This is a genomic window from Marvinbryantia sp., from assembly GCF_047017445.1.
Lineage (GTDB): Bacteria > Bacillota > Clostridia > Lachnospirales > Lachnospiraceae > Marvinbryantia.
The window spans coordinates 78919-101661 of the sequence record NZ_JBKXTT010000003.1; the positions used below are offsets into that span (position 1 = coordinate 78919).

At 48.1% G+C, this 22743-nt stretch carries 23 protein-coding genes; 22 read left to right on the forward strand and 1 reads right to left on the reverse strand.

The genetic code is table 11. The features are described 5' to 3' along the window. Positions 1-191 precede the first annotated feature (191 nt). From ACLU9Q_RS04155 to ACLU9Q_RS04250, 20 genes are all read left to right on the forward strand, one after another. The gene (locus ACLU9Q_RS04155; RefSeq protein ID WP_296831166.1) at positions 192-1202 is read left to right on the forward strand and encodes a LacI family DNA-binding transcriptional regulator; all 1011 of its coding nucleotides are present in this window, start codon (positions 192-194) and stop codon (positions 1200-1202) included. Continuing rightward, positions 1168-2007: a carbohydrate ABC transporter permease gene (locus ACLU9Q_RS04160; RefSeq protein WP_296831164.1), complete on the forward strand. Its 840-nt coding sequence runs from the start codon at positions 1168-1170 to the stop codon at positions 2005-2007. The genes ACLU9Q_RS04155 and ACLU9Q_RS04160 overlap by 35 nt, the downstream gene beginning before the upstream one ends. A gap of 135 nt (positions 2008-2142) precedes the next feature. Further along, entirely contained in the window at positions 2143-3399 is a 1257-nt protein-coding gene (locus ACLU9Q_RS04165) for an ABC transporter substrate-binding protein (RefSeq protein ID WP_296831161.1), read from the forward strand. Between the two features lie 62 nt (positions 3400-3461). Continuing rightward, positions 3462-4331, forward strand: a complete 870-nt coding sequence (locus ACLU9Q_RS04170) for a carbohydrate ABC transporter permease (protein ID WP_296831159.1) — start codon at positions 3462-3464, stop codon at positions 4329-4331. Between the two features lie 28 nt (positions 4332-4359). Then, positions 4360-5730 (forward strand): 6-phospho-beta-glucosidase, encoded by a 1371-nt coding sequence (locus ACLU9Q_RS04175; RefSeq protein WP_296831158.1) that lies wholly within the window; start codon positions 4360-4362, stop codon positions 5728-5730. Further along, positions 5727-6638 (forward strand): carbohydrate kinase family protein, encoded by a 912-nt coding sequence (locus ACLU9Q_RS04180; RefSeq protein WP_296831156.1) that lies wholly within the window; start codon positions 5727-5729, stop codon positions 6636-6638. Before ACLU9Q_RS04175 ends, ACLU9Q_RS04180 begins: the two co-directional genes overlap by 4 nt. A 100-nt stretch (positions 6639-6738) precedes the next feature. Beyond that, the gene (locus ACLU9Q_RS04185; protein WP_296831154.1) at positions 6739-7785 is read left to right on the forward strand and encodes a zinc-binding alcohol dehydrogenase family protein; all 1047 of its coding nucleotides are present in this window, start codon (positions 6739-6741) and stop codon (positions 7783-7785) included. 201 nt (positions 7786-7986) lie between these two features. Beyond that, on the forward strand, positions 7987-9072 hold the full coding sequence (locus tag ACLU9Q_RS04190) for an iron-containing alcohol dehydrogenase family protein (RefSeq protein WP_296831152.1): 1086 nt from the start codon (positions 7987-7989) through the stop codon (positions 9070-9072). A gap of 105 nt (positions 9073-9177) precedes the next feature. Then, the gene (asnS, locus tag ACLU9Q_RS04195) at positions 9178-10569 is read left to right on the forward strand and encodes an asparagine--tRNA ligase (RefSeq protein WP_296831150.1); all 1392 of its coding nucleotides are present in this window, start codon (positions 9178-9180) and stop codon (positions 10567-10569) included. A 108-nt stretch (positions 10570-10677) separates the two neighbouring features. Continuing rightward, a complete protein-coding gene (gene vanR, locus ACLU9Q_RS04200; RefSeq protein ID WP_296831148.1) occupies positions 10678-11373 on the forward strand; it encodes a VanR-ABDEGLN family response regulator transcription factor in 696 nt (231 codons plus the stop codon). Beyond that, positions 11363-12562 carry a sensor histidine kinase gene (locus ACLU9Q_RS04205; protein WP_296831146.1) on the forward strand — a complete coding sequence of 400 codons (1200 nt, stop codon included), beginning with the start codon at positions 11363-11365 and terminating at the stop codon, positions 12560-12562. Before vanR ends, ACLU9Q_RS04205 begins: the two co-directional genes overlap by 11 nt. Before the next feature lie 6 nt (positions 12563-12568). Beyond that, the gene (gene srtB / locus ACLU9Q_RS04210; RefSeq protein ID WP_412624681.1) at positions 12569-13483 is read left to right on the forward strand and encodes a class B sortase; all 915 of its coding nucleotides are present in this window, start codon (positions 12569-12571) and stop codon (positions 13481-13483) included. A gap of 111 nt (positions 13484-13594) precedes the next feature. Continuing rightward, complete coding sequence (locus tag ACLU9Q_RS04215; protein ID WP_412624682.1) at positions 13595-14320, forward strand: NAD-dependent protein deacylase; 726 nt, start codon at positions 13595-13597, stop codon at positions 14318-14320. 116 nt (positions 14321-14436) lie between these two features. Then, positions 14437-14628 carry a DUF951 domain-containing protein gene (locus ACLU9Q_RS04220; RefSeq protein WP_412624683.1) on the forward strand — a complete coding sequence of 64 codons (192 nt, stop codon included), beginning with the start codon at positions 14437-14439 and terminating at the stop codon, positions 14626-14628. A 100-nt stretch (positions 14629-14728) separates the two neighbouring features. Then, positions 14729-15016 (forward strand): 30S ribosomal protein S6, encoded by a 288-nt coding sequence (gene rpsF, locus ACLU9Q_RS04225; RefSeq protein WP_296831137.1) that lies wholly within the window; start codon positions 14729-14731, stop codon positions 15014-15016. Positions 15017-15035: 19 nt separating this feature from the next. After that, on the forward strand, positions 15036-15503 hold the full coding sequence (locus tag ACLU9Q_RS04230; RefSeq protein WP_296831135.1) for a single-stranded DNA-binding protein: 468 nt from the start codon (positions 15036-15038) through the stop codon (positions 15501-15503). Positions 15504-15540: 37 nt separating this feature from the next. Continuing rightward, a complete protein-coding gene (gene rpsR, locus ACLU9Q_RS04235) occupies positions 15541-15804 on the forward strand; it encodes a 30S ribosomal protein S18 (protein ID WP_296831133.1) in 264 nt (87 codons plus the stop codon). Between the two features lie 98 nt (positions 15805-15902). Continuing rightward, positions 15903-16628, forward strand: a complete 726-nt coding sequence (locus ACLU9Q_RS04240) for a cache domain-containing protein (RefSeq protein ID WP_412624684.1) — start codon at positions 15903-15905, stop codon at positions 16626-16628. 57 nt (positions 16629-16685) lie between these two features. After that, positions 16686-17678 (forward strand): sensor histidine kinase, encoded by a 993-nt coding sequence (locus tag ACLU9Q_RS04245; RefSeq protein WP_412624685.1) that lies wholly within the window; start codon positions 16686-16688, stop codon positions 17676-17678. After that, entirely contained in the window at positions 17671-18798 is a 1128-nt protein-coding gene (locus tag ACLU9Q_RS04250; protein WP_296907453.1) for a response regulator transcription factor, read from the forward strand. The genes ACLU9Q_RS04245 and ACLU9Q_RS04250 overlap by 8 nt, the downstream gene beginning before the upstream one ends. A 296-nt stretch (positions 18799-19094) precedes the next feature. Here ACLU9Q_RS04250 and ACLU9Q_RS04255 read toward each other — a convergent pair whose 3' ends face one another. Then, a complete protein-coding gene (locus ACLU9Q_RS04255; protein WP_412624679.1) occupies positions 19095-20567 on the reverse strand; it encodes a transposase in 1473 nt (490 codons plus the stop codon). Between the two features lie 173 nt (positions 20568-20740). Between ACLU9Q_RS04255 and ACLU9Q_RS04260 the strand changes: the two genes are divergently transcribed. Further along, positions 20741-21685 carry a sugar ABC transporter substrate-binding protein gene (locus ACLU9Q_RS04260; protein ID WP_296831126.1) on the forward strand — a complete coding sequence of 315 codons (945 nt, stop codon included), beginning with the start codon at positions 20741-20743 and terminating at the stop codon, positions 21683-21685. A gap of 78 nt (positions 21686-21763) precedes the next feature. After that, positions 21764-22726 carry an ABC transporter permease gene (locus ACLU9Q_RS04265; protein WP_296831124.1) on the forward strand — a complete coding sequence of 321 codons (963 nt, stop codon included), beginning with the start codon at positions 21764-21766 and terminating at the stop codon, positions 22724-22726. Positions 22727-22743: the final 17 nt, after the last annotated feature.

Genomic DNA, 22743 nt, shown 5'->3' on the forward strand with positions numbered 1-22743 from the left:
GTCTAGTTAAAAAATGTTTCAGAAACAAACTTCGGAACCATGACAGATTATATAAAAATAACCAAAATATAAAAAATAAAGAGAAATATATTGACAAATTTTTCGTATAATTCTATAATTACAACAAGAGAAATGAAGGAAATAAAAAAGTGTTTCAGAAACAAATGAAACAAAGGGAGTGAAGAACCGAAATGACAGTAAGAGAAGTTGCCAAGAGGGCAGGGGTGTCTCCTGCTACGGTTTCGCGATATTTTACAGGTGCGGAAAATGTGAGTGAGCCAATTGCGGCGAAAATCAGAGAAGTACTTGGTGAGGAGGAGCAGGCGGAGCGGGGAAAGAACGGTCCGATCGTGCTGGTGGTGCCGCAGAAGAGGATGGCTTTTTATACAGAGCTGATGCAGCGGTTTATGGAGCATATGCCGCTCTATGATTTTCAGATTATTTTGCTTCCGGTCAGCCGTATGGAGGCGGGGCAGTTGAAACAAATGCTGACGAGAGTGCGGGCGCAGGGGCTGATCCTTTTTGAGGAGGACGGAGATTTTCCTATCCATGAGCTTGCGCATAAAATGGGGATTCCGGTGGTACTCTGCGGGGAGGCTTCTGTGAGCATGCAAAGCGGCGCTTATATCCATGTCAATGATGTGGCTGCTGCCTATGAGGGGACAAAATACCTTCTGAGTCTGGGGCATAAAAAGATTGTATTTTTTACTAACTATGGTGTGGGCATCAACGCCAGCTATCAGCGGATGATAGGTTGTGCGCGGGCAATGGAGGAGGCCGGGCTTTCGTTTGCAGAACCCTATGTGCGTTATGGGACGCTGATTTATGAAAACGGATACCGGTATGCGCAGGAGCTTGTGCGGGAAAAACTGGATTTTACGGCGATTTTCGCCTTTAGTGATGAAATGGCATGCGGCGCTGTGCGCGGATTGCAGGATCTGGGGGTACGGGTGCCGGAGGAGGTGTCTGTGCTGGGCTTTGATGATCTGCCTGTAGCGGAGCAGCTGCGTCCGCAGCTGACGACCATGCATCAGCCGCTCGATGATTTTGTGCGCTGCACTGTAGAGTTTTTCCGGAAGGGAAATATGGTAGAGGTCAGCAGGGAAATCATGCTGCCGCATTCGATGATCGTGCGGGGGAGCTGTCTGGCGAGAGAGGAGAAGGAAAATGAGAAAGGAAGCTGCGAAGAAAACCTTTTTTAAATTACTGCAGATATTGTTTCTGATATATACGGTGATTCTCTGCGTGGGACCATTTTTGTGGGTAATTTTTTCTTCCTTTAAAAGCAATAAGGAGATTTTAGATTCGGCGTTTGCACTTCCCTCCGGCTTTGCCTTTGATGGGTACCGGCGCGCGCTGGATATGGCGCCGATCTTTAAATTTTTCGGGAACAGCCTTTTCGTTTCTGTGGTCAATACCGTGATCAGCGTATTGCTGGTATCCATGGCGGCCTATGCGCTTGCAAGATATGAGTTTCGGGGAAAGAAGCTTTTTACAACCATGTTGTCCTCTTCGCTGCTGATTCCTGTTTCGGCACTGCTTATGCCGATTTACCTGATTATGAGCCGGGTGAACCTGCTCGACCGCAGGGCGGGGCTGATTTTGGTGTATGCGGCACTGGGGCTTCCGACTTCTTTGTTTATTCTCAGAGGAACTTTTTTGAACATACCGCGGGAGATCGATGAGGCGGCAGCGATTGATGGCGCAAGCCCGCTGCGAATTTTCTTTTATGTAATTATGCCGATGTCCAAGGCGGGACTTGCTACGGCGGCTACGCTGCATTTTCTCACAAGCTGGAATGAGTTTATGTTTGCGCTGGTGTTAACAAAGCGCGAGGCGATACGCACGCTGCCGCTGGCGCTGAATTATTTTTCTTCGCAGTTTTCTTTTGACTATACCGCGATGTTTGCAGCGATTACGATGTCGATGCTGCCGAGCATTCTGGTGTTCATATTGTTGCAGGAGCAGATTACCAGCAGCATGGTGGCGGGGTCCGTAAAGGGATAGGGGTGCGTCAAAAGAACGGCAGCTCTGCAGAATGAGGATTTTTAATGCCGGTAAGATTAAGAGGTAATAAGTGCAGACGTGCATTTATAAAAACAGTCGGACTGTAAAATACAAAGAAGAAAAGGAGAGATTATCATGAAAAAAACCAAAAAAGTTACTTCCGTTATGCTTATGCTGGCGATGGCAGCGGGACTTGGTACCGGCGCAGCTGCAGAAGGAGAAGTTGTGGAAATCAGCTTTCCGACCTTTATGTGCGGTACTGCGTCCCAGACAGAATGGGTGAAGAATCGCGTGGAAGCATTTAACGAGCAATATGCCGGACAGTATCAGGTTGTAGTTGAGGAGATCCCGGGCGACCAGAATTATATTGATAAAATGAAGGTGCTCTACAGTGCTGATGATCTGCCGGATGTGATAGTGACCGGCGGTTACAATTTGATCGATTCCATGAAAGACAAGCTTGTGGATTTAACTCCGTACGTGGAGGAGGATGCGGAATGGTACGATTTTATGAGCGAGGTCGGAAAAAATGTAAATTCACGTGATGGCAGACTTTATGCAGTGCCGTATATCCGCCAGACCATTGGTTATTTCTATAACACGGAGCTGTTTGCACAGGCGGGAATTGAGTCGGCGCCGACGACCTGGGATGAATTTTTTGAGGACTGTGAGAAACTGAAGGAAGCGGGAATTACGCCGGTGTCGATGGATACGTCGGATTCAGGATGGTGCACCAGCCTGTTCATGGGGGCAATGGCGGCAGACTCCGACGAAGGGGAAGCATTTATGAACACGAACCAGCCTGAGAGCTATGTGAACGATGACCTTATCCGGGCAGCGGGGCAGATTCAGAATATGTTCCAGAATTATACGACTGCAGACGCGCTGGGCGGTGATTATGCGGCGGCTGCCAATAATTTCTTTAATGAAAAGACAGCGATCATTGCCAATGGTCCATGGATGGTTTCTAAGTTTTATGATACCAGCGTGGTGGCGGAAGATTTTGCTGATAAGATTGAGGTGGCGGCATTTCCGGGCAACGTGATGTATAACAGCGGTCAGGTGGGATGGAGCATTGCCAGCAAGACGCCGGAAAAAATTGAGGCGTCGTTGGCATTCGTGAAATTTATGACCAGTGAGGAAAGCCAGAGACTGGATCTGGAAATGTGCAGCGTTACTCCGGACTGTGCGATCGAGGCTGCGGATGTCTATCCGCAGGTGGAAAAGACTGTCAGTCTGGCGGATGCGGCAGACCGCTCGATCAATGATTATCAGAGCTTATGGCATGCGACGGTAGTAGATGAAGTGAGCGTACAGTATCCGTTGCTGGCGGACGGCTCGATTACGCCGGAAGAATTTGTACAGGCGCTTGACGATGCAGCCGCACGATGACTGTTTGTAATTTTGGAATACCGGTCAGTTTACCTTAGCTGACCGGTTAAAAGGAGAAGACTATGAAACCCAAAAAAAGTACGCTGGCGATTTTTATATTTCCCTGCCTGCTATTGTTTCTGTTTATCTACCTCGTTCCGTTGATCATGGTGGTTTTGACCTCCTTTTTTAACTGGAGGATCGGGCAGCCGTTGAGTTTTGCCGGGGCAGAAAATTATCTGAAGGCAGTGACCGATAAAAATGTTACCGCAGCATTCTGGCATACGGCGCTGTGGGTTGTTTTACAGTCAACGGTTCATGTCTTCCTGGGGACGCTCCTGGCGTTTATTTTGGCGAAAAGATTTCGTGGATGGAAGGTATTCCGTACGATCTGTATGCTGCCTAATGTAATTTCTACAGCGGCGCTGGCGATGGTTCTTCTGAATGTATTTAAGACGGACAGCGGATTGCTGAACAGCTTTCTGAGCCTGGTGAGCGGACATAAGGTGGAGATTAACTGGTATTTTAACTCCCGGACAGCGCTGCCTGCGGTCACTATGGGCTGGCTGCTCTATCCGGGGATGGTCACGATCCTGATGCTGGCAGGGATCAGCTCGGTACCGGACGATCTTCTTGAAGCGGCGCGCCTGGACGGCGCGTCAGCATGGCAGACCAATACCAAAGTGATTCTGCCCATGACGAGAAATACGCTGGGGACGTGCGTGATCGTAGCAGCGACAAGTATGCTGAAGGAATTTGAACTGATTTATCTGACGACAAATGGCGGACCGGGAAACCGCACGCTGAATCTGCCGCTATATATTTATAAAACGGCATTTACTGAAAATAATTATGGTTATAGCAATTCACTGAGCGTGCTGCTGATTACGGCGGGGGTATTGATTGTTATGCTGATTAACCGGTTATTCCGTATGGATCAGTCGGATTATTGAAAATTGACAGAAAAAGGGGAAAAACAATATGAAAATGACGGTAATTGGCGGCGGAGGCGTCCGCTCTATGATGCTTGCAAAAAGTCTTGCCCAGAATGCAGAGGAGCTTTCGATTGATGAAGTAGTATTTATGGACAATAATGAGCAGAAGCTGAATATTTACGGAGAACTGGCGCGGCAGGTGGCGCTGCGTATCTATCCGGGCTGGAAGTTTTCCCTGACGACGGATGCAGTGGAGGCAGTGAGGGACGCCGACTATATTATCACCACAATCCGTGTGGGGGAGGATGATAAGCGCATTGATGATGAAAAAATTGCCCTTGCAAAAGGTGTGCTGGGACAGGAGACAACTGGTGCGGCGGGGTTTTCCTTTGCCATGCGCAGTGTGCCGGCGCTGGCGGAATATTGTGAACTGATCCGCAAATATGCCAGGCCGCAGGCAAAGGTATTCAATTTTACCAATCCGGCAGGGGTGGTATCGCAGACTCTTCGGGATATGGGGTATGATTTTACTTATGGTATCTGTGATGCTCCTACTGGAATGCTAAGAGGCTTTGCGAAGCTGTACGGGGTGGAGCCGGAGAAGGTGACGGCGACCTGTTACGGTCTGAATCATCTTTCTTTTTTTGAGAGCGTGAAAATGGAAGGCAAAGAAATGCTGCCGGTTCTGCTGGATGATGACCGCGTTTATACAGAGACGGATATGCGTTTTTTTTCAAAAGAACTTGCCCATAAATTTGGATGCGCTTTAAACGAATACTTGTATTACTTTTTTTATCCGGAGAAAGCGGTGCAAAATATTCTGGAAGCAGGGGTTACGCGCGGTGAGGTTATCCGGGATGTGAACCGTCATATGACGGAAGAACTCTCGAGGCTGGATCCAGGGAAGGATTTTGACGCCTGCATTGAGACATATGTAAAATGGCACGGAAAGCGTTCGGCGATGTATATGAAAAATGAGACAAAAGTGTGCCGCCCGGAACCGTTTACATTTGACCTTTTTTCCCGCGATGACGGGGGGTATGCAGGTGTGGCGCTCCAGTTTATCAGGGCACAGCAGACAGGAAAGCCGACAGAAATGATTTTCTGCGTGCCGAATAATGGCGCGATTCCGGGACTGTTGGATACGGATGTTGTTGAGATTTCCTGTACGGTACAGCCGGATGGCAGTTATACGCCGCATCGGATCAGAGAACCGAAAGAACTTCCGATGGAGATAATTCGCCGTGTGAAGCTTTATGAGCGGTATGCCTCAAAAGCGATCCGTACATGCAGCCGTGATGATGCGGTTACCTGCCTGATGGTACATCCGCTGGTAAATTCCTATTCGCTGGCAGAGGAGCTGGTAGATGAATATCTGGCTTCAAACAGGGAGTATATCGGGAGGTGGAATAGATGAAGTATGTTGCTGGCGCGGGAATTACGAATTGTGATTTACTATACAGCGGTATACAACACTTGCCGGAAGAGGGAACGGAAGTATATTCCAAGGCATTTGAAATGCAGCTGGGCGGCGGCGCCCCGGCGGTAATGGTGAATCTGACCAGACTGGGCGTTCCGGCTGCGCTGTCTACATTTTTAAGCAACGACTTTTTTTCTGAATATGCGAAAAAGGAAATTGAGCGTGCGGGGGTGCCCTATCAGAATTTGTTTGCCGGGGATGGCATGGCGGTGAATGTATCCAGCACGATGATTACGCCGGGGGAGCGGACCTTTGTTTCCTACAGGGATTCGTTTGCAGTTACGGAGGAGATGAAGGAGAAGATTTTTTGCCAGCTCGTGGGGGCTGATATTGTGCGGATGTCGCCGGAAATGTATGACATCTATGCGCGTTTAAAAGCGGAGAAGCCGGAGATAACGCTGGTTATGGATACTGGCTGGAATGAGCATATGTCGCTGGAAAGCTATGCGAAGTACTTAAAGCTGGCAGATTATTTTACACCTAACAGCAAGGAAGCGATGAAGATTACCGGAACGGCTTCGCCGCAAAGGGCGGCTGAGGTTCTCTCGGACTATTTTGAAAAGACAATTATTAAGCTGGGAGGGGAAGGCTGTCTTTTGCTTGAAAACGGCAGAACAGAGATTATTCCGCCGCTTGTGGGAATCCGGGCTGTAGACGTTACCGGAGCGGGAGACGCATTTATGGCGGGGTTTTTGTATGGGCTGTATTATGAGTATCCTATCCGGGAATGTATCCTGTTTGGTAATGTGATGGGAGGAAAATGTACGGAGAAACTGGGCTGTCTCACCGCAAGTCTTACAGAAAAACAGATGCTGGAATATGTGTCGCTTCTGAGAGCATCTTAAGGCAGTAAGAATCGTGTGCTGCCAGCCAAATGGACATGCAAGCATGACCGCTTGGCTCGTTGCTCGCGAGAATAAAATGGCGACGGGAATGGAGAAGGATATGAAAGCGATATGCCTGAATAAACCGTGGAAAGCGGAATGTACAGAACTGGCAAAACCGGTTCCGGCGGAAGGAGAAGCGCTGATTCGCGTGATGGCGGCGGGGATCTGCGGAAGCGATATAGGGGCGTTTCGGGGTGTGAATAAATTGGTGACTTACCCAAGAATCATCGGACATGAGCTTGCGGGCATTGTGGAGGCGGTAGAGGGAGAAAATTCGAAAGGGTTAAGACCCGGCGACCGGGTGATCGTGGATCCATATCTTTACTGTGGGCGCTGTTATCCGTGCAGGATTGGCAGAACGAATTGCTGCAGGGATCTGAAAGTTCTGGGGGTACAGACGGATGGAGGCATGGCGGAGTATCTCTGTCATCCCGCGCATATGCTGATACGTATGCCGGAGAAAATGGACTGGGTGGAAGCAGTAATGGCGGAGCCGCTGACAATTTCTCTGCATGGAATTCACAGAGGAGGATTGAAAGAGGGAGAATATTGCGTCATTATCGGCGCGGGAACTATCGGGATTCTGGCGGCAATGGCAGCAAGGAGCTATGGAGCGCATGTGATCCTGCTTGACCTTGTGCAGGAGCGCCTGGACTTTGCCGGAAAACTTGGGGTGGAACATGTGATTAATTCTGGCAGGGAGGATGCCTGTGCGAAAATTCGGGAGATTACGGGAGGCGAGATGGCGCAGCAGGTGATGGAGTGCAGCGGAGCGAACGCCGCCATTCGGGAAACGCTTGATTATGTCTGTCATGCCGGACGCATTACGTTGACCGGGTGGCCGGGAAAGGAGACGTCGCTTCCCACAGACGTGATTACCCGAAAAGAGATTGATATCAGAGGGGCGCGCACCAGCGCCGGGGAATTCGAAGAGGCAATACAACTGCTCTGTACCCGGAGTGTGGAGGCAAAAAAGATATTGACTAAGGCGATCTCTTTGGAGGAGGTGCCGGATACGCTTAAGGATATGGAGAAGAATCCGGGAAAGTACCATAAGGTTGCTGTGGATCTGGGTGCGGGGTTTGCTGACGCCCGGGGAATTTAAAGCGTGAAGTGAACTGACCGGAGAAAATACGAAAAGGCGACAAAATACGGCTTGTCGTCTTTTTTTATTTACCGGCTGCTGAAAACGGACTAATGAACAAAGACATTTTTTTGCACTTTACGAAACGGAATGTTTACGATATTATAAATATAATTTGTATAACAGATTGGAGAAACAGGCAGGAAGAAGGGAGCGTGTCGAATGCAATTTTACATGCCCGTGAAGGTTTATGAGGAAGAAAATTGTGTGGAAAATCACGCAAAAGAGTTGGCAGAGTGTGGAAAAACGGCGCTGATCATGACGGGAAAGCAGTCTGCGAAGAAAAACGGCGCACTGGAGGATGTCCGAAAGACATTGGAGGCAGAGGGAATTTCCTGGATATTGTTTGATGAGGTCGAGGAAAATCCCTCAGTGGATACGGTAATGAAAGCGCGGGAAGCAGGACTGTGCGGGCAGGCGGACTTTGTTATCGGGATTGGCGGCGGCTCGGCAATGGATGCCGCCAAAGCGGCAGCTTTGATGATGCGTCACCGGGAAGAGGGCGCCGATTATTTGTATGAAAAAGGTGTGGATTCAGCGGCGCTCCCGGTTGCGGCAGTCCCGACGACCTGCGGCACCGGTTCGGAGGTGACGGCGGTTTCGGTGCTGACGCGCCGCGACAAGGGCACAAAAGGATCCATACCGCACAAAATCTTTCCGACGCTGGCACTGCTGGACGCGAAATATCTGGCATCAGCGCCCCGGTCGGTGCTTTGCAATACCGCGGTAGATGCGTTTGCGCACCTCGCGGAAAGCTATATCAACACAAATGCGACGGACTACAGCCGCATGTGTGCGGCGGCAGGTCTGCAGATGTGGAAAAAAAGCAGAGAAGTGCTGACCGGGAAGCGTAAGCCGGAAAGAGAAGATTATCGGAATCTTTTAAATGCGTCCACAATGGCGGGAATGGCAATCTGTCATACAGGCACATCGCTTCCGCATGGGCTTAGCTATCCGCTGACCTGCGAATTAAACCTGCCGCACGGCGTTGCTGTCGGTTACTTCCTCGGCGGATATCTGCGCGAGGCAGAAGAAGCGGATCGCAGATATGTACTGGAGACGGCAGGCTTTTGCAGTGTGGAGGAATTTGAGGCATTTTTCAGGAAGGTCTGCCGCTGCGGGGAAATCCCGGAAAGCCTTTTGGTGCGGACAGCAGGGGACTTGCTGAAAAATGAAGCGAAACTGAAAAATTGTCCGTATCGGGTGGATGAAAAGGTTTTGAAAAGGATCGCGGGGCTTAAGGCTTAAAAACATTTTACGCGGATTGGAATGGTCTTTACACCTTCGCCCCTTTTTGGTACAATAAAAAAAGAATGCATTAACTGCTAATTAAGGATATAGGAGAACACAGACATGGATTTAGTAACAGTAAGAGAGATATACAGAAACAGAGAGGCATATCTGGACAGGGAGATTACCGTGGGCGGATGGGTGCGCAGCGTGCGCGATTCCAAAACCTTCGGGTTCCTTGTGCTTCATGACGGCACCTTTTTCGAGACGCTGCAGATCGTATTCCACGATAAGATGGACAACTTTCAGGAGGTCTGCAGGCTGAATGTCGGCGCGGCAGTGATTGTAAAGGGTACGCTGGTCGCAACGCCGCAGGCGAAGCAGCCGTTTGAGATCCAGGCGGATGAGGTGACGGTGGAGGGAGGCTCTGCGCCGGACTATCCGCTTCAGAAAAAACGCCACAGCGTTGAGTTTCTGCGCACGATCTCGCATCTGCGTCCGCGCACCAATATGTTCCAGGCGACCTTTCGTGTGCGTTCGCTGACAGCGTACGCTATCCATAAATTCTTTCAGGAACGCGATTTTGTCTATGTACACACGCCGCTCATTACCGGAAGCGACTGCGAGGGCGCTGGGGAGATGTTCCAGGTGACAACGCTGGATCTTGAGAATCCGCCGAGAACGGCAGACGGGAAGATTGACTATACAAAAGACTTTTTCGGAAAACAGACGAATCTGACGGTGAGCGGACAGCTCAACGGAGAGATGTATGCGCAGGCGTTCCGCAATATCTACACCTTCGGACCGACCTTCCGCGCAGAAAACTCCAACACCACCCGTCATGCGGCGGAGTTCTGGATGATCGAGCCGGAGATCGCTTTTGCAGATCTGAAGGATGACATGATCCTTGCAGAGGATATGCTGAAATACGTCATCCGCTACGTCATGGAAAATGCGCCGGAGGAGATTCATTTCTTCAATTCCTTTGTGGACAAGGGGCTGATCGAGCGCCTGAACGGTGTGGTAAACTCCGAGTTCGGTCATGTGACCTACACAGAGGCGATCGGGATCCTGGAAAAGAATAACGACAAGTTTGAATACAAGGTGAGCTGGGGCTGCGACCTGCAGACAGAGCACGAGCGCTATCTCACAGAGCAGGTGTTTAAGCGCCCGGTATTTGTGACGGATTATCCTAAGGAAATCAAAGCATTTTATATGAAGCTGAACGACGACGGAAAGACGGTCGCTGCGATGGACTGTCTCGTTCCGGGTATCGGTGAGATTATCGGCGGAAGCCAGAGAGAGGACAGCTACGACAGGCTGCTGCAGCGTATGCACGAGCTTGGCTTGAAGGAGGAGGACTATCGCGCATATCTCGACCTGCGCAAATACGGCTCCACCCGTCATGCGGGCTTCGGGCTTGGCTTTGAGCGCTGTGTGATGTACCTCACAGGTATGGGCAATATCCGCGACGTCATTCCGTTCCCGCGCACCGTCGGAAACTGCGAGGGCTGATCGCCGCGGTGAGAGCTGCGTCCGGAGAGCATTTATCCGTTTGTACAGACAGGGGGCGGATCCGGTCTTTTTGACGCAGGCACATTATATACAGAAGGAGGGGCAGCTATGCCCGGCAAAATACTGATCGTTGATGATGAACGCGAAATCGCGGACGTTATCGGACTTTATCTGAAAAACGAAAATTTTGAGGCTGTTAAATGCTATAACGGAAAAGATGCCCTGGCGGCGGTGGAAGACGAAAAACCGGATCTGGCGATACTGGACGTCATGCTGCCGGACATCGACGGCTTTACGATCCTGCAGAAGATCCGTGAAACGCACACGTTTCCGGTCATCATGCTGACGGCAAAGACCGAGTATATGGACAAGATCAACGGGCTGACGCTGGGGGCGGACGACTACATTGAAAAGCCGTTCAACCCGCTGGAGCTGATCGCGCGCGTGAAGGCGCAGCTTCGCCGCTACACGAAGTACAATGACGGCGGAAAGCCGCAGGAGGATATCATAGATTTCGGCGGTCTGCTGATGAACCGCAGCACGCATGAGTGTACGTTCAATGAGCGCGAACTGACGCTCACGCCGATTGAATTTGATATTCTCTGGATCCTCTGCGAAAACCGCGGACAGGTGATCAGCTCGGAGCAGCTCTTTGAGCAGGTGTGGCATGAAAAATACTACAAACAAAGCAACAATACAGTGATGGTGCATATCCGTCATCTGCGCGAGAAGATGGGCGGACCGATGGGAAAAACCGAGTTTATCAAGACGGTCTGGGGAGTAGGATACAAAGTTGAAAAATAGCTATAAAAAACTAAAGAGGACAATTCTCATCCGCACCAGCCTGGTGGCAGCACTGACGCTGGTGGTGGGCTATGGGATTGTCCGCTTTTTGATTGACGGAATCTTCCAGGATTTCTTTACGGATCTGATGATGTGGTTTTTCTCAAAGCTTCATCTGGACTGGAACACAGCGGATCAGCTTTACGGAAAGATTTTCATGGACAATAAATTTCTTTTCCTTGCGATCGGCTTTATCCTGCTGTTCCTGATTTTTTACAATCTGGCGATCAAGGGGATCCTTGGCTATCTGAGCCGCGTGGAGAAGGCGATCGACGACGTCCGCGAGGACAACGAGGAGCCGGTGAAGCTGCCGCCGGAGCTGCAGCCGATCTCTGACAAGCTGACAGGACTGAAAATGACGCTGAAACGAAAGGAGCGGGCGCGGATCGAGAGCGAGCAGAAAAAGAATGATCTGGTGGTTTACCTTGCGCACGATCTGAAAACGCCGCTCACCTCCATCATTGCTTATCTGACGATGCTGGACGGGCAGAAAAACATGCCGGAGGAGGATCGGCAGAAATATATCCATATTTCGCTGGAGAAAGCGAACCGGCTGGGCGAGCTGATCAATGAATTTTTTGAGATCACGCGGTTTAATCTGCAGGACATTGTGCTGGAAAAGGTGCAGCTCGATCTTTCGGTGATGCTGGAGCAGCTTGCCGACGAGAGCTATGGCATATTGGCGGAAAAATATATGACCTGCCGGGTGGATGCGGACGAAAAGCTGATCGTGGACGGCGATCCGGATAAACTTGCGCGTGTGTTTGAAAATCTTTTGCGCAATGCGATCGCGTATAGCTACAGCGATACGGAGATCGCGATCGAGGCGCGCAGGAGAGAAAATGATATCGTCATTACCTTTACAAATAAAGGGCATCAGATCCCGGAACAGAAGCTGAAGGCAATTTTTGAAAAATTTTACCGCGTGGATAATGCGCGCAGCAGCCAGACGGGAGGTTCCGGCCTGGGACTCTCGATCGCAAAGCAGATCGTAGAGCTGCATGGCGGAAAAATCGAGGCGGCAAGTGACCGCTATTATACGACATTCACGGTGAGTCTGCCGGCGTATGTGCCGGAAAGCCAGCTGAAAAGAGGACGCGCGGCAAGACACCGGGATGCGGTTGTGGTTCAGACAGAAAGGCAGGTGTAGGCTGTTATGGGAAGAGACAGAAGGAGAGAACAACGCCGCAAAAAGGGCGGCATCGGAAATTTTATCAGCACGCTGGTGATCATTGTGGCTCTGGGGGTGTTCTGTTATGCGGGATACCAGCTTGTGACGATTTATTTTGCGTACAAGGCGGGCACGGATGAGTACAGCGCGCTGGAGGAATATGCGAAAACGGATAAGGAAACGGAAGGCTTTGACGAGGCGAACATGGTGGAAAACGAGACGATGGGGGCTGACGGGCAGGCGGACGAGATCCTGGCGGAGGATGCTGCGGCGGGGAGAAAGAAGCTGCAGGAGATGGAAAATCCGATAGATTTTGACAGCCTGCTTGCCATCAATGAGGATATTATCGGCTGGCTGGAAATGGAAGCGCTGGATATCACCTATCCGATCGTGCAGGGGGAGGATAACGAATATTATCTGCACCGAACCTTCCGCGGACAGGAAAATTTTGCCGGTTCCATTTTCCTGGACTATGCGAATAATTCGAATTTTTATAACAGAAACAGTATTGTTTACGGCCACAACATGAAAAATGGGTCGATGTTTGGAACGCTGAAGCAGTACGGGGAGCAGGAAACCTACGATAAGAGCCCGTATTTCTGGATTTATACGCCAGATAAGATCTATAAATATGAGATCTTTGCATGCGGCGTGGTCGGCGCGTACAGTGACTGCTACAAAACTGTGTTTGCGGGAGAAGAGGATTTTATGGATTTTATAAATCTCGCGAAATCACAGTCGTATGTGGACACTGGCGTGGATGTAAAATACGGCGATACTGTCGTGACGCTTTCCACCTGTACCGGCGACAGTGAGACGCGGTTCATTGTGCAGGGCAAGCGCGTGCGCACCTATCAGTCTGTGCCGAAGGCGGGCGGATACGAAGAAACAGAGGGATAGGCGGAAAAACGCCGCTGAAGGCAGAAAAGATGAAAAGATGCTGCTGCGGACAGGGTGGAAGACAGCGGAAAAAAGAAAAAGGTCAGACGGGAATGAAGAGGGGGATTTATCATGCAGGATAAGAGAGAAATTTTACAGGAATGGATCGCAAACAGCAATAATGTAGTGTTTTTCGGCGGCGCCGGGGTATCGACGGAGAGCGGGATACCGGATTTTCGCAGTGTGGACGGTTTATATAACCAGGAGTATGACTACCCGCCGGAGACGATCATCAGCCACACTTTTTTTGTGAACCGGACAGAAGAATTTTACCGCTTTTATAAAAAGAAAATGCTGGTGCTGGATGCAAAGCCGAATATGGCGCACATCCGTCTGGCGGAGTGGGAGAAGAGCGGGCATGTGCGCGCCGTCATCACCCAGAATATCGACGGGCTTCATCAGATGGCGGGAAGCAAAGAGGTATTGGAGCTGCACGGCAGTGTGCACCGCAATTATTGTCAGCGCTGCCGGAAGTTTTACGACGCAAAATATATGAAAGAGGCGGATGGCGTGCCGCGCTGCTCATGCGGCGGGATCATTAAGCCTGATGTGGTACTCTACGAGGAGGGGCTGGACAGCGATACGATGACAAAATCCATCCGTTATATTGCGCAGGCGGACGTGCTGATCATTGGCGGAACGTCGCTTGTGGTCTATCCGGCGGCCGGTCTGATTGACTATTTCCGCGGCAGCAAGCTGGTCGTGATTAACAGGAGCACGACCTCCCGCGATAAAAATGCCGACCTGGTGATCGACGACAGCATCGGAAAGGTATTTGAAAGCATTCATATTGACTAGAGCGGTGCGGTCAGATTGCAGACCGGACAGAATGCGGATAAGCCGGTCTGGAGAAGCTCTTCGGGCAGAGCGGGACGGGGCATGAAAAAGTGAGGACATGGAAAGGAGCCACAGGCATGGAACGGCTGAATTATGAGGTGGGCGATATTGTGAGGCTGAAAAAACCGCATCCCTGCGGCAGCAGCGAGTGGGAGATCCTGCGCGTGGGCGCGGACTTCCGGCTGAAGTGCGAAGGCTGCGGACATCAGATCATGGTTCCCCGCAGGCTTGTTGAAAAAAACACGCGGGAATTGCGGAAAAAAGCTTGAAAAATCGCGAACGGTATGCTAAAATATGGTTTCGTGATATATTTAATTCCTTGCTCCTGCATAAGACAGGGGCCAGAGTCCATAAGGAGGTGCAAAACGCATGAACAAGTATGAATTAGCTGTTGTTGTCAACGCAAAGATTGAGGACGACGCAAGAATTGCTACCGTTGAGAAGGTAAAAGAATATATTACCCGTTACAACGGAACCATCACGAATGTGGATGAGTGGGGCAAGAAAAAACTTGCATACGAAATTCAGAAGATGAGCGAAGGGTACTACTACTTCATTCAGTTTGAAGCAGATGCAGACTGCCCGGCAGAGCTCGAAAGACATGTTCGTATCATGGAAAATGTTCTCAGATATTTGTGTGTTAGACAGGACGCATAGATAATAAGAGGAGATCAGAATGAATAAAGTTATTTTGATGGGCCGCCTGACAAGAGATCCGGAGGTACGTTACTCCGCAGGCGAGAATGCAACCGCAGTTGCCAGATATACACTGGCAGTAGACCGCAGATTCCGCAGAGAGGGAAGCGATCAGACAGCAGACTTTATCGGATGCGTTGCATTTGGAAGAAGCGCCGAGTTCGCAGAGAAGTATTTCCGTCAGGGCCTGAAGGTGGTAGTGACCGGACGTATCCAGACCGGCAGCTACACGAATAAAGATGGTGTAAAAGTATATACGACAGATGTTGTTGTGGAAGATCAGGAGTTTGCAGAGAGCAAGAACGCTTCCCAGGGAGCGTCCGACGGCGGATACCAGAGCTATCAGCGTACCGCTCCCGCACCGAGCAGACCGGCTCCGAGCGCAGCATCCGGCGACGGCTTCATGAACATACCGGATGGTATCGACGAGGAGCTTCCGTTTAACTAGAGCACCCTTAATTATTATTTAAGGAGGGAAAAAGATCATGGCTTATACAAAAGGCGATAGAGCAGATTCTCCGATGAAGAGAAGAGGCGGACGCAGAAGAAAGAAAGTCTGCGTATTCTGCGGCAAAGAGAACAACGAAATTGATTACAAGGACGTTGCAAAATTAAAGAAATATGTTTCTGAGAGAGGAAAGATCCTCCCGAGAAGAATCACTGGCACATGTGCAAAACACCAGAGAGCACTCACTGTAGCGATTAAGCGTGCAAGACATCTGGCGATCATGCCGTATGTGCAGGATTAGTATGTATTTGAATCAGGAATGATATATAAAGGCCTTTAAATGTTGATAGACTCAGTATTTAAAGGCTTTTTGCATAGAGATGAAGGAGCAGGAAGGGCATGCTGAAGAGATGGAAGTACTTCTGGGACAGTTTCAGAGGGAAAATAATGATGATATTCCTGACATTTTCGCTGGTGATTGCTGTTGGACTGGGTGTGTTCTGCTATTCCAGTGTCTTCAGACAGATGCTTTCCAGCACGACTTCCTATTCGGGCATGGTGGCAAAACAGATCAGCAGGAATGCAGGGATGATCATGGAGCAGACCGGAAAGATCCTGGAGATTGGAAACAGCTCTGACATTTCTGATTTCCTTTATGATACAGGCAGCCGCCATGAGACGACGATGAACCTGATCAATATGGTAAAACTTTATCGCAATTCTTATATATTAAGTGATGATATTAAAAATTTTTATGTCATAGGGAATGACGGGGTATGCTTTAATGAAAAAATAGGAATTTACCCGATTGAAAAGAGTGAGAAAAGCAGATATATCTATGATATGATTCTGGAAAATGAAAATGAACTGCTGGTTCTGAGTGGTTTTGAGATGGGATGGGAGGATCGGGATTGTTTTCTGATAGGGCAGAAAATACGCCAGACCTTTACAAATAAGACTATGGGGATCATTGCTATTGAGATGGATGCAAATGCGATAAAATCTGTCTATGAGCAGGAGATCCTGGGAGAAAGCGGATATTTTACGTTATATGATAAGAAGGGAAATGAGCTGTTTCATGATGACGGGGCGGCAGAGCGTCCGGCAATCCCGCTCAGGAAGTAAGTATTTTCCGGTTTAAATGGCAGCTATCAGGAAGAAACGGAAAATGGTATAAGGCTTGTGGTATATGATAGCATTGAAAACACAGGCTGGGTGATCGTGGGGCAGGTTCCCCTGCAGGAGCTGATGGCGCCTGTTTATCAGTTGGGGGAGGTATTTTTTGCGGCAATCCTGCTCACGCTGCTGTTCCTGGGAGTTCTGTACTATTATCTGTCGAGAAGGCTTACCAAGCCAATTACCGAGCTTAAGGACAAGATGCTTCTGGCAGAGCAGGGCGACCTCGATGCGACGGTTGCAGTTATTACAAATGATGAAATTTCCATTCTGCAGCGTCAGTATAACCAGATGCTCATGCGTATCAAGGCTTTAATGGAGGAAAACAAAGAAGAACAGCGAAATATGCAGAAAGCAGAGCTTAAGGCACTGCAGGCTCAGATAAATCCTCATTTTCTCTACAATACACTGGAACTGGTGATATGGCTGGCTGCTTCCGAAGAAAACGATCAGGTAATAGATGTGGTAGATAAGCTGGCAGTCTTTTTCAAGACAGGCTTAAGCAAAGGGCTGGAGTGGATACCGGTAAAAAAGGAAATAGAACATGTGGAAAGTTATCTTTCGATTCAGCAAAAGAGGTACAGTGATCTGCTGACCTTTGAAATTCGTGTGGAACCAGAGGTTTACCAGTACTCTATGCTCAAAATGGTTTTGCAGCCGATTGTGGAGAATGCACTCTATCACGGAATCAAAAACCGTGAGGAGGGTGGTAAAATCACGGTTACCGGGCAGAAGCAGGGAGAATTTCTGATTTTTGTTATTGAGGATACGGGTTGCGGCATGGAGCCGGAGATTCTTGAGGATCTGTGCCGGAAAATCAGAGAAAATACCCAGCCATATTCGGATCATGAGAATGGCTTTGGAATTTATAATGTAAACCGGCGTATTCTGTTGTATTATGGGAAGGAATGCGGGCTGGATGTGTGGAGTGAGAGATATAACGGAACACGCGTGACCATTCGTCTGAAATGTCAGACAGAGGGACAGGAATATGTATAAAGTTGTGTTAGTGGAAGATGAAAGCACCGTACGGGAAAGTATCCGCAAGAGTATAGATTGGGGAGCTTATGGATTTATTTTTGCAGGTGAGGCTGCAAATGGGGAACAGGCACTGGAGGTTGTGCGGAAAGTACATCCTGAGATTGTGATCACAGATATCCGTATGCCTTTTATGGATGGCATCGAATTAAGCCGGATGCTGCGCAATATACATCCAAAGATTAAAATTATCATTCTCAGCGGATACATGGAATTTAAATATGCGCAGGATGCCATTCGCTTTGGGGTGTGCGAGTATTTGCTGAAACCGGTGACTCCGGTGAAGCTGGTCAGCATTTTGCTGGGGCTGAAGGAAAAACTGGACCAGGAGAGTAAGGAAGCGTCTGCTGTGGAAAACCTGGTATATAAGCTGAGGAGTTACGAGGTAAAGAATCTGGAGGATACCCCCACAGAGCTGAATGTAAAAAATCTGGAAGAGGGGCGGCGCTATGAAATCGAATTGCTGAATTTCCTGAAGCAGGGCACTCTGGAGGAAACAGATGCTTTTGTAAAGAGATATCTGGACCAGGGGCAGAGGGCTAATACGGGCTCTCTGGTATATTCATCCTGGCAGGCTATGCAGATCCTGACTGCATGTACGCAGGTCGTGCGGGAGCTTGGGGGCGATCCTGAGACTATTCTGGCGGATTTTCAGAATGTGGATCATTTTATCCGCAGCTTTTGCAGAGTCAGGTCCATGGAAGAGATAACAGGGAAACTCCTGAAAACTGTCATCACATACCGGATGGATCTTGTGGATTCGGGAGGACAGGCGATAACCATGGCGAAAGAATATATCCGTACACATATGGATGATGCCAACCTTACGCTGAATAGTATGGCGGAGCATGTGGGATTGAGCTCGAATTACTTTGGCTATGTGTTTAAACAGAGAACAGGCGTGAATTTCATAAAATACCTGACGAATGTGCGGATGGAACATGCAAAGGAGCTTCTGCGCACGACAGACCTGACCAGCGCCCAGATCGCAGAGCGCGTCGGTTTTTTGGATCCAAATTATTTTAGCGTGGTATTTAAAAAAACATGCGGTATGACGCCGCGGGAATATAGAAATAAATAGAAACATGGAAATTTTAAGAAAGAACATGAAAATTTCCATGTTTTTTTGTTTTTTAAAATTTGGGCGTGGAAATTTTAAGATATTTCCACGTTATTTCTATGGCTAATTTATGGAGAAAAAACTAAAATAAACTTATCAATCAGGTAGGTAATTGCGAAACTCGCAATGCTCGTTCACAATCTTGAATCCAAACAAGGAAGAATTCGTATAGAGTACGAATCCTAAGATGAGAAGTGGATAACTACCGTTTTTAGGCGCACTTTAATAAGCTACAGGCTTTATAAAGTTAATAAGACCTAAGCGATGAGTGGTTTCAGACTTCGTATGTATTCATGATGTTTGATTTTGTCTGCAAGAACAACTGTAATGAGTTGGGTGATTCCAGCAAGAATTAAGTCTGCATGCAATGTTTTCTCATTCTGAGTACGACGTCCTGCAAGACAGAGATTCTCTTTTATGTGATTGATATCTCTTTCTACTGCGGTTCTGATTTTGTAAGTGTTATCCCATTCTTCGGTTCCACGAATGGTTCCGGGATAGGCACGAAGATCTTTTTCAGGATAAACATAGATCATACGTCCACACTCAGAAGTAGTACAGGGATTATCGCAGATACAATGTCTATGATATTTTCCGGTTGATGCATCCTTAACATACTTTATCTTAGGACAGATAAACTTATATCTTTTTAAACCATTTTTTCTTGTAGATGTGCCTTCGTGTTTCATTGGAAGTGAATCATCATTAGGGCAGCAAGGGATGCCGTTTTCATTCACTTTACAATCAGGATTTTTTAATCCGGATCTGGAATTCAGAGGAATGTATGCTTTTTTAAAGTGTTTATTTTCGCCAAAGGTATTGCCTGTCAGCAGTTCTCCATAAAGCTGGCAGGAGTCAAATGCTGCATCACCAAGAAATGTTTTGGGATTCATAAGCGGATGCTTCGCAAAGAAATCTTTTAGTGTAGGAATGAGTAATTTAGCATCATGAACACACTTATCTTCATCAGGAGAATCAGATTTCTTTTCCACAACGATTTCAGGATGTGAGGTCATAAAGTCTTTGTTGTAAAAAGATATATGCCGGATAATGCCAAGACCATTGGTAATAATGCCAAACTTGAAGACATAGCAAAAATGACCATTAATGTATAACTGTTTAATTTCTGGATTTGCGGATGCGTGTGTTGGCATAGAACCATAAGCTGCTTTATAAGGATCATAACTCTTGTCGAAGCTGTTAGCTTTGGCATAAGCTTTGAGTTGCCTGATAATACGATTTGCGTATTTCGGATTATTTTCAGTAACGAAAGCCTCAATGCCAGAAGAATCAAAGATGGTCATATCAGCTTTTGAAGAATCAATAGCATGACAGATTGGTTCGGTTAATTCAACAAGGTTATCAAAAACAAGCTGAAGGTCATCCATAAAGTCCTGTTTGAAGCGGGTGATTTTAGAAGCATCTGGAACTTTAGTGAAACCACAAAATTCACGCAGTGGTTTTGAATAAGCAAGAAAAGTTAAAAGAAGCTGGTCTGTGGGAATAGAAAAAATACGCTGAATAATCAACGCCCATAGCAAAGCGCTTAAAGGGTATTTACGGGTTCTGCCCGTTGATGCATAGAAATGATTTCGAAAAGAAATCGGAACGATCTCATCAATATCGATGTGGTTTTCTAATAGAGACAGAAACCCAGGTTTGTCATTTTCAAATTTATCTTGGCAATCCGAAAAAAAATCTGCCAAAGAAAGCTGTTTATATGGTATCATAGATGTCAGAATAACTCCTTTCTTGGATGCATGGTTTATAGTTTTTCGTCAACTCTATTATACCATATCCGGTGAGGGGTTATTTGTTTTTTGTGGTTAAAAAATGCCGTATTTATGCGGCATTAGGCGTTTCGCAAACGCCTAATCAATCAGGAAAAGGGAGGTAATTTAAAATGAAGAAATTGTTAGTCAGTGCATTGCTGGGATGCAGTATGGTATTGGGTCTGGCAAGCTTTGCCGGAGCAGAAGACGCGGCAACGTCAGATGAGAAACTGACCTTTGCTGTTGTTATCCCGAATATTCATCCGTTTTTTGATCCGGTAGGAGAGGGCGCAAAAGACAGACTGGCGGAAATGGGAGTCGATGCGGAAGTGATCTGTGAAGGCGCAATGAATGGAGACGTTTCGCAGCAGATTCAGATTATGGAAGACCTGATTACGAAGAAAGTTGATGGGATCGCCATTGGTGCCTGTGACTCTGATGCTTTGACTCCATATATCGATAAAGCGGTGGATGCAGGGATTCCGGTAGTAAGCTTTGATACGGATGCGCCGGATTCCAAGCGTGCAGGTTACATTGGAACCGACAATTATAATGCAGGACAGGCCATGGGTGAAGTGCTCGGAGAAGCTTTGGGCGGCAAAGGAAAGGTTATCTGTGAGACGGGCGTTGTTTCTCAGGCGGGTTTGATCCAGCGTATGGAAGGCGTGGAAAATGTTCTGGAAGAAAAATATCCGGATATTGAAATCGTTCAGACAACAGCAAGCGGCGGTGATGTTTCCAAGGGATTGTCCGATATTGAGAATATGATTACGGCTGTTCCGGATTTCGATGCGTTGATCATTATTGATGCGGCAGGCGAAAATGGTGTGACGGCATTCAAATCCCACGGATGGACAACAGAAGATAAGATTTTGATCACTTTTGATGACCTGGAGCCGGTTATTAATGGTGTAAAGGATGGACAGATTTATGCAACGATCACACAGGGTCAGTATAACTGGGGGGTAAATATTGCAGAGAAACTGTATGATCTGAATCAGGGAAAAGAAATTCCGGAAAATACGGATACCGGTTATGTTATTGTAAATGCGGATAATGTAAACGACAACTATTAGACGGAAAAAACGAACAACAAGTGGGGCGGTAGGGGCCATGACGCCTGCCGCCCTGATTCTGTATAAGGAGCAAAAAAGATGGAAACAAAGAAAAAAAATATATTTTCTGATTTGCTGAGCAATCACCGGGAGAGCGGCCTGCTGCTTATCCTCCTTTTAATGGGTCTGGTTCTCTCCATAGTTGCAGAGGGGTTTCTGACGGTTGATAATATTTTTAACATTTTAAAACAGACGACACTGGTCACAATTATTGCGGCAGGACAGACATTTATTATTACTTCGGGAGGCATCGACTTGTCAGTTGGATATTCCATGACCCTGTCCAGTATGATTCTTGCGTATATGCTGACCTTCGGACTTCCGGTTCCAGCGGCGATCGTGCTTGGCATCCTTGCCAGTGTGCTGGTTGGGCTTGCCAATGGGCTTTTGATTACTACCCTGCGGCTGCCACCGTTTATCATCACGCTTGGAATGTCGAATATTGTAAAGGGAATTATTCTGGTTATGTCGAAGGGCTATATTGTTTCTCTGACGGAACCTTCTATTATCTGGCTTGGACAGGGGACAATAGGAAAGATGCCGATCATGGTGCTGTTTATTCCGGCTGTCGCGGGAGTGATGGCGTTTGTTTTGAACAAAACAGTTTTCGGAAATCATGTGAAGGCAGTGGGTGGCAATGAGGAAGCGGCGATTCTCTCCGGCATTCATGCCTCAAAAGTGCGGATCATGATTTATGTGCTGGCAGGTCTCCTGTGCGGCATTGCGGGAATTATTGTGACTGGGCGGTTAAACGGAGGCAATCCCAATGCGGCGGGCACCTACGATATGGACTCTATTGCAGCGGTTATTGTAGGCGGGACCAGTCTGGCGGGAGGTTCCGGTACGGTTATGGGAACGGTGCTGGGAGCGCTTTTGATGATTTTGATCCGCAATGGCCTCGTGCTGCTTCAGGTAAATATGTATTGGCAGACGGTTGCTATCGGTGTCGTTATTATCCTGGTATGTGCACTGGACGGCTTTAGCCGCATGAGGAAGGATTGACGGAGGGAGGAGTCGGA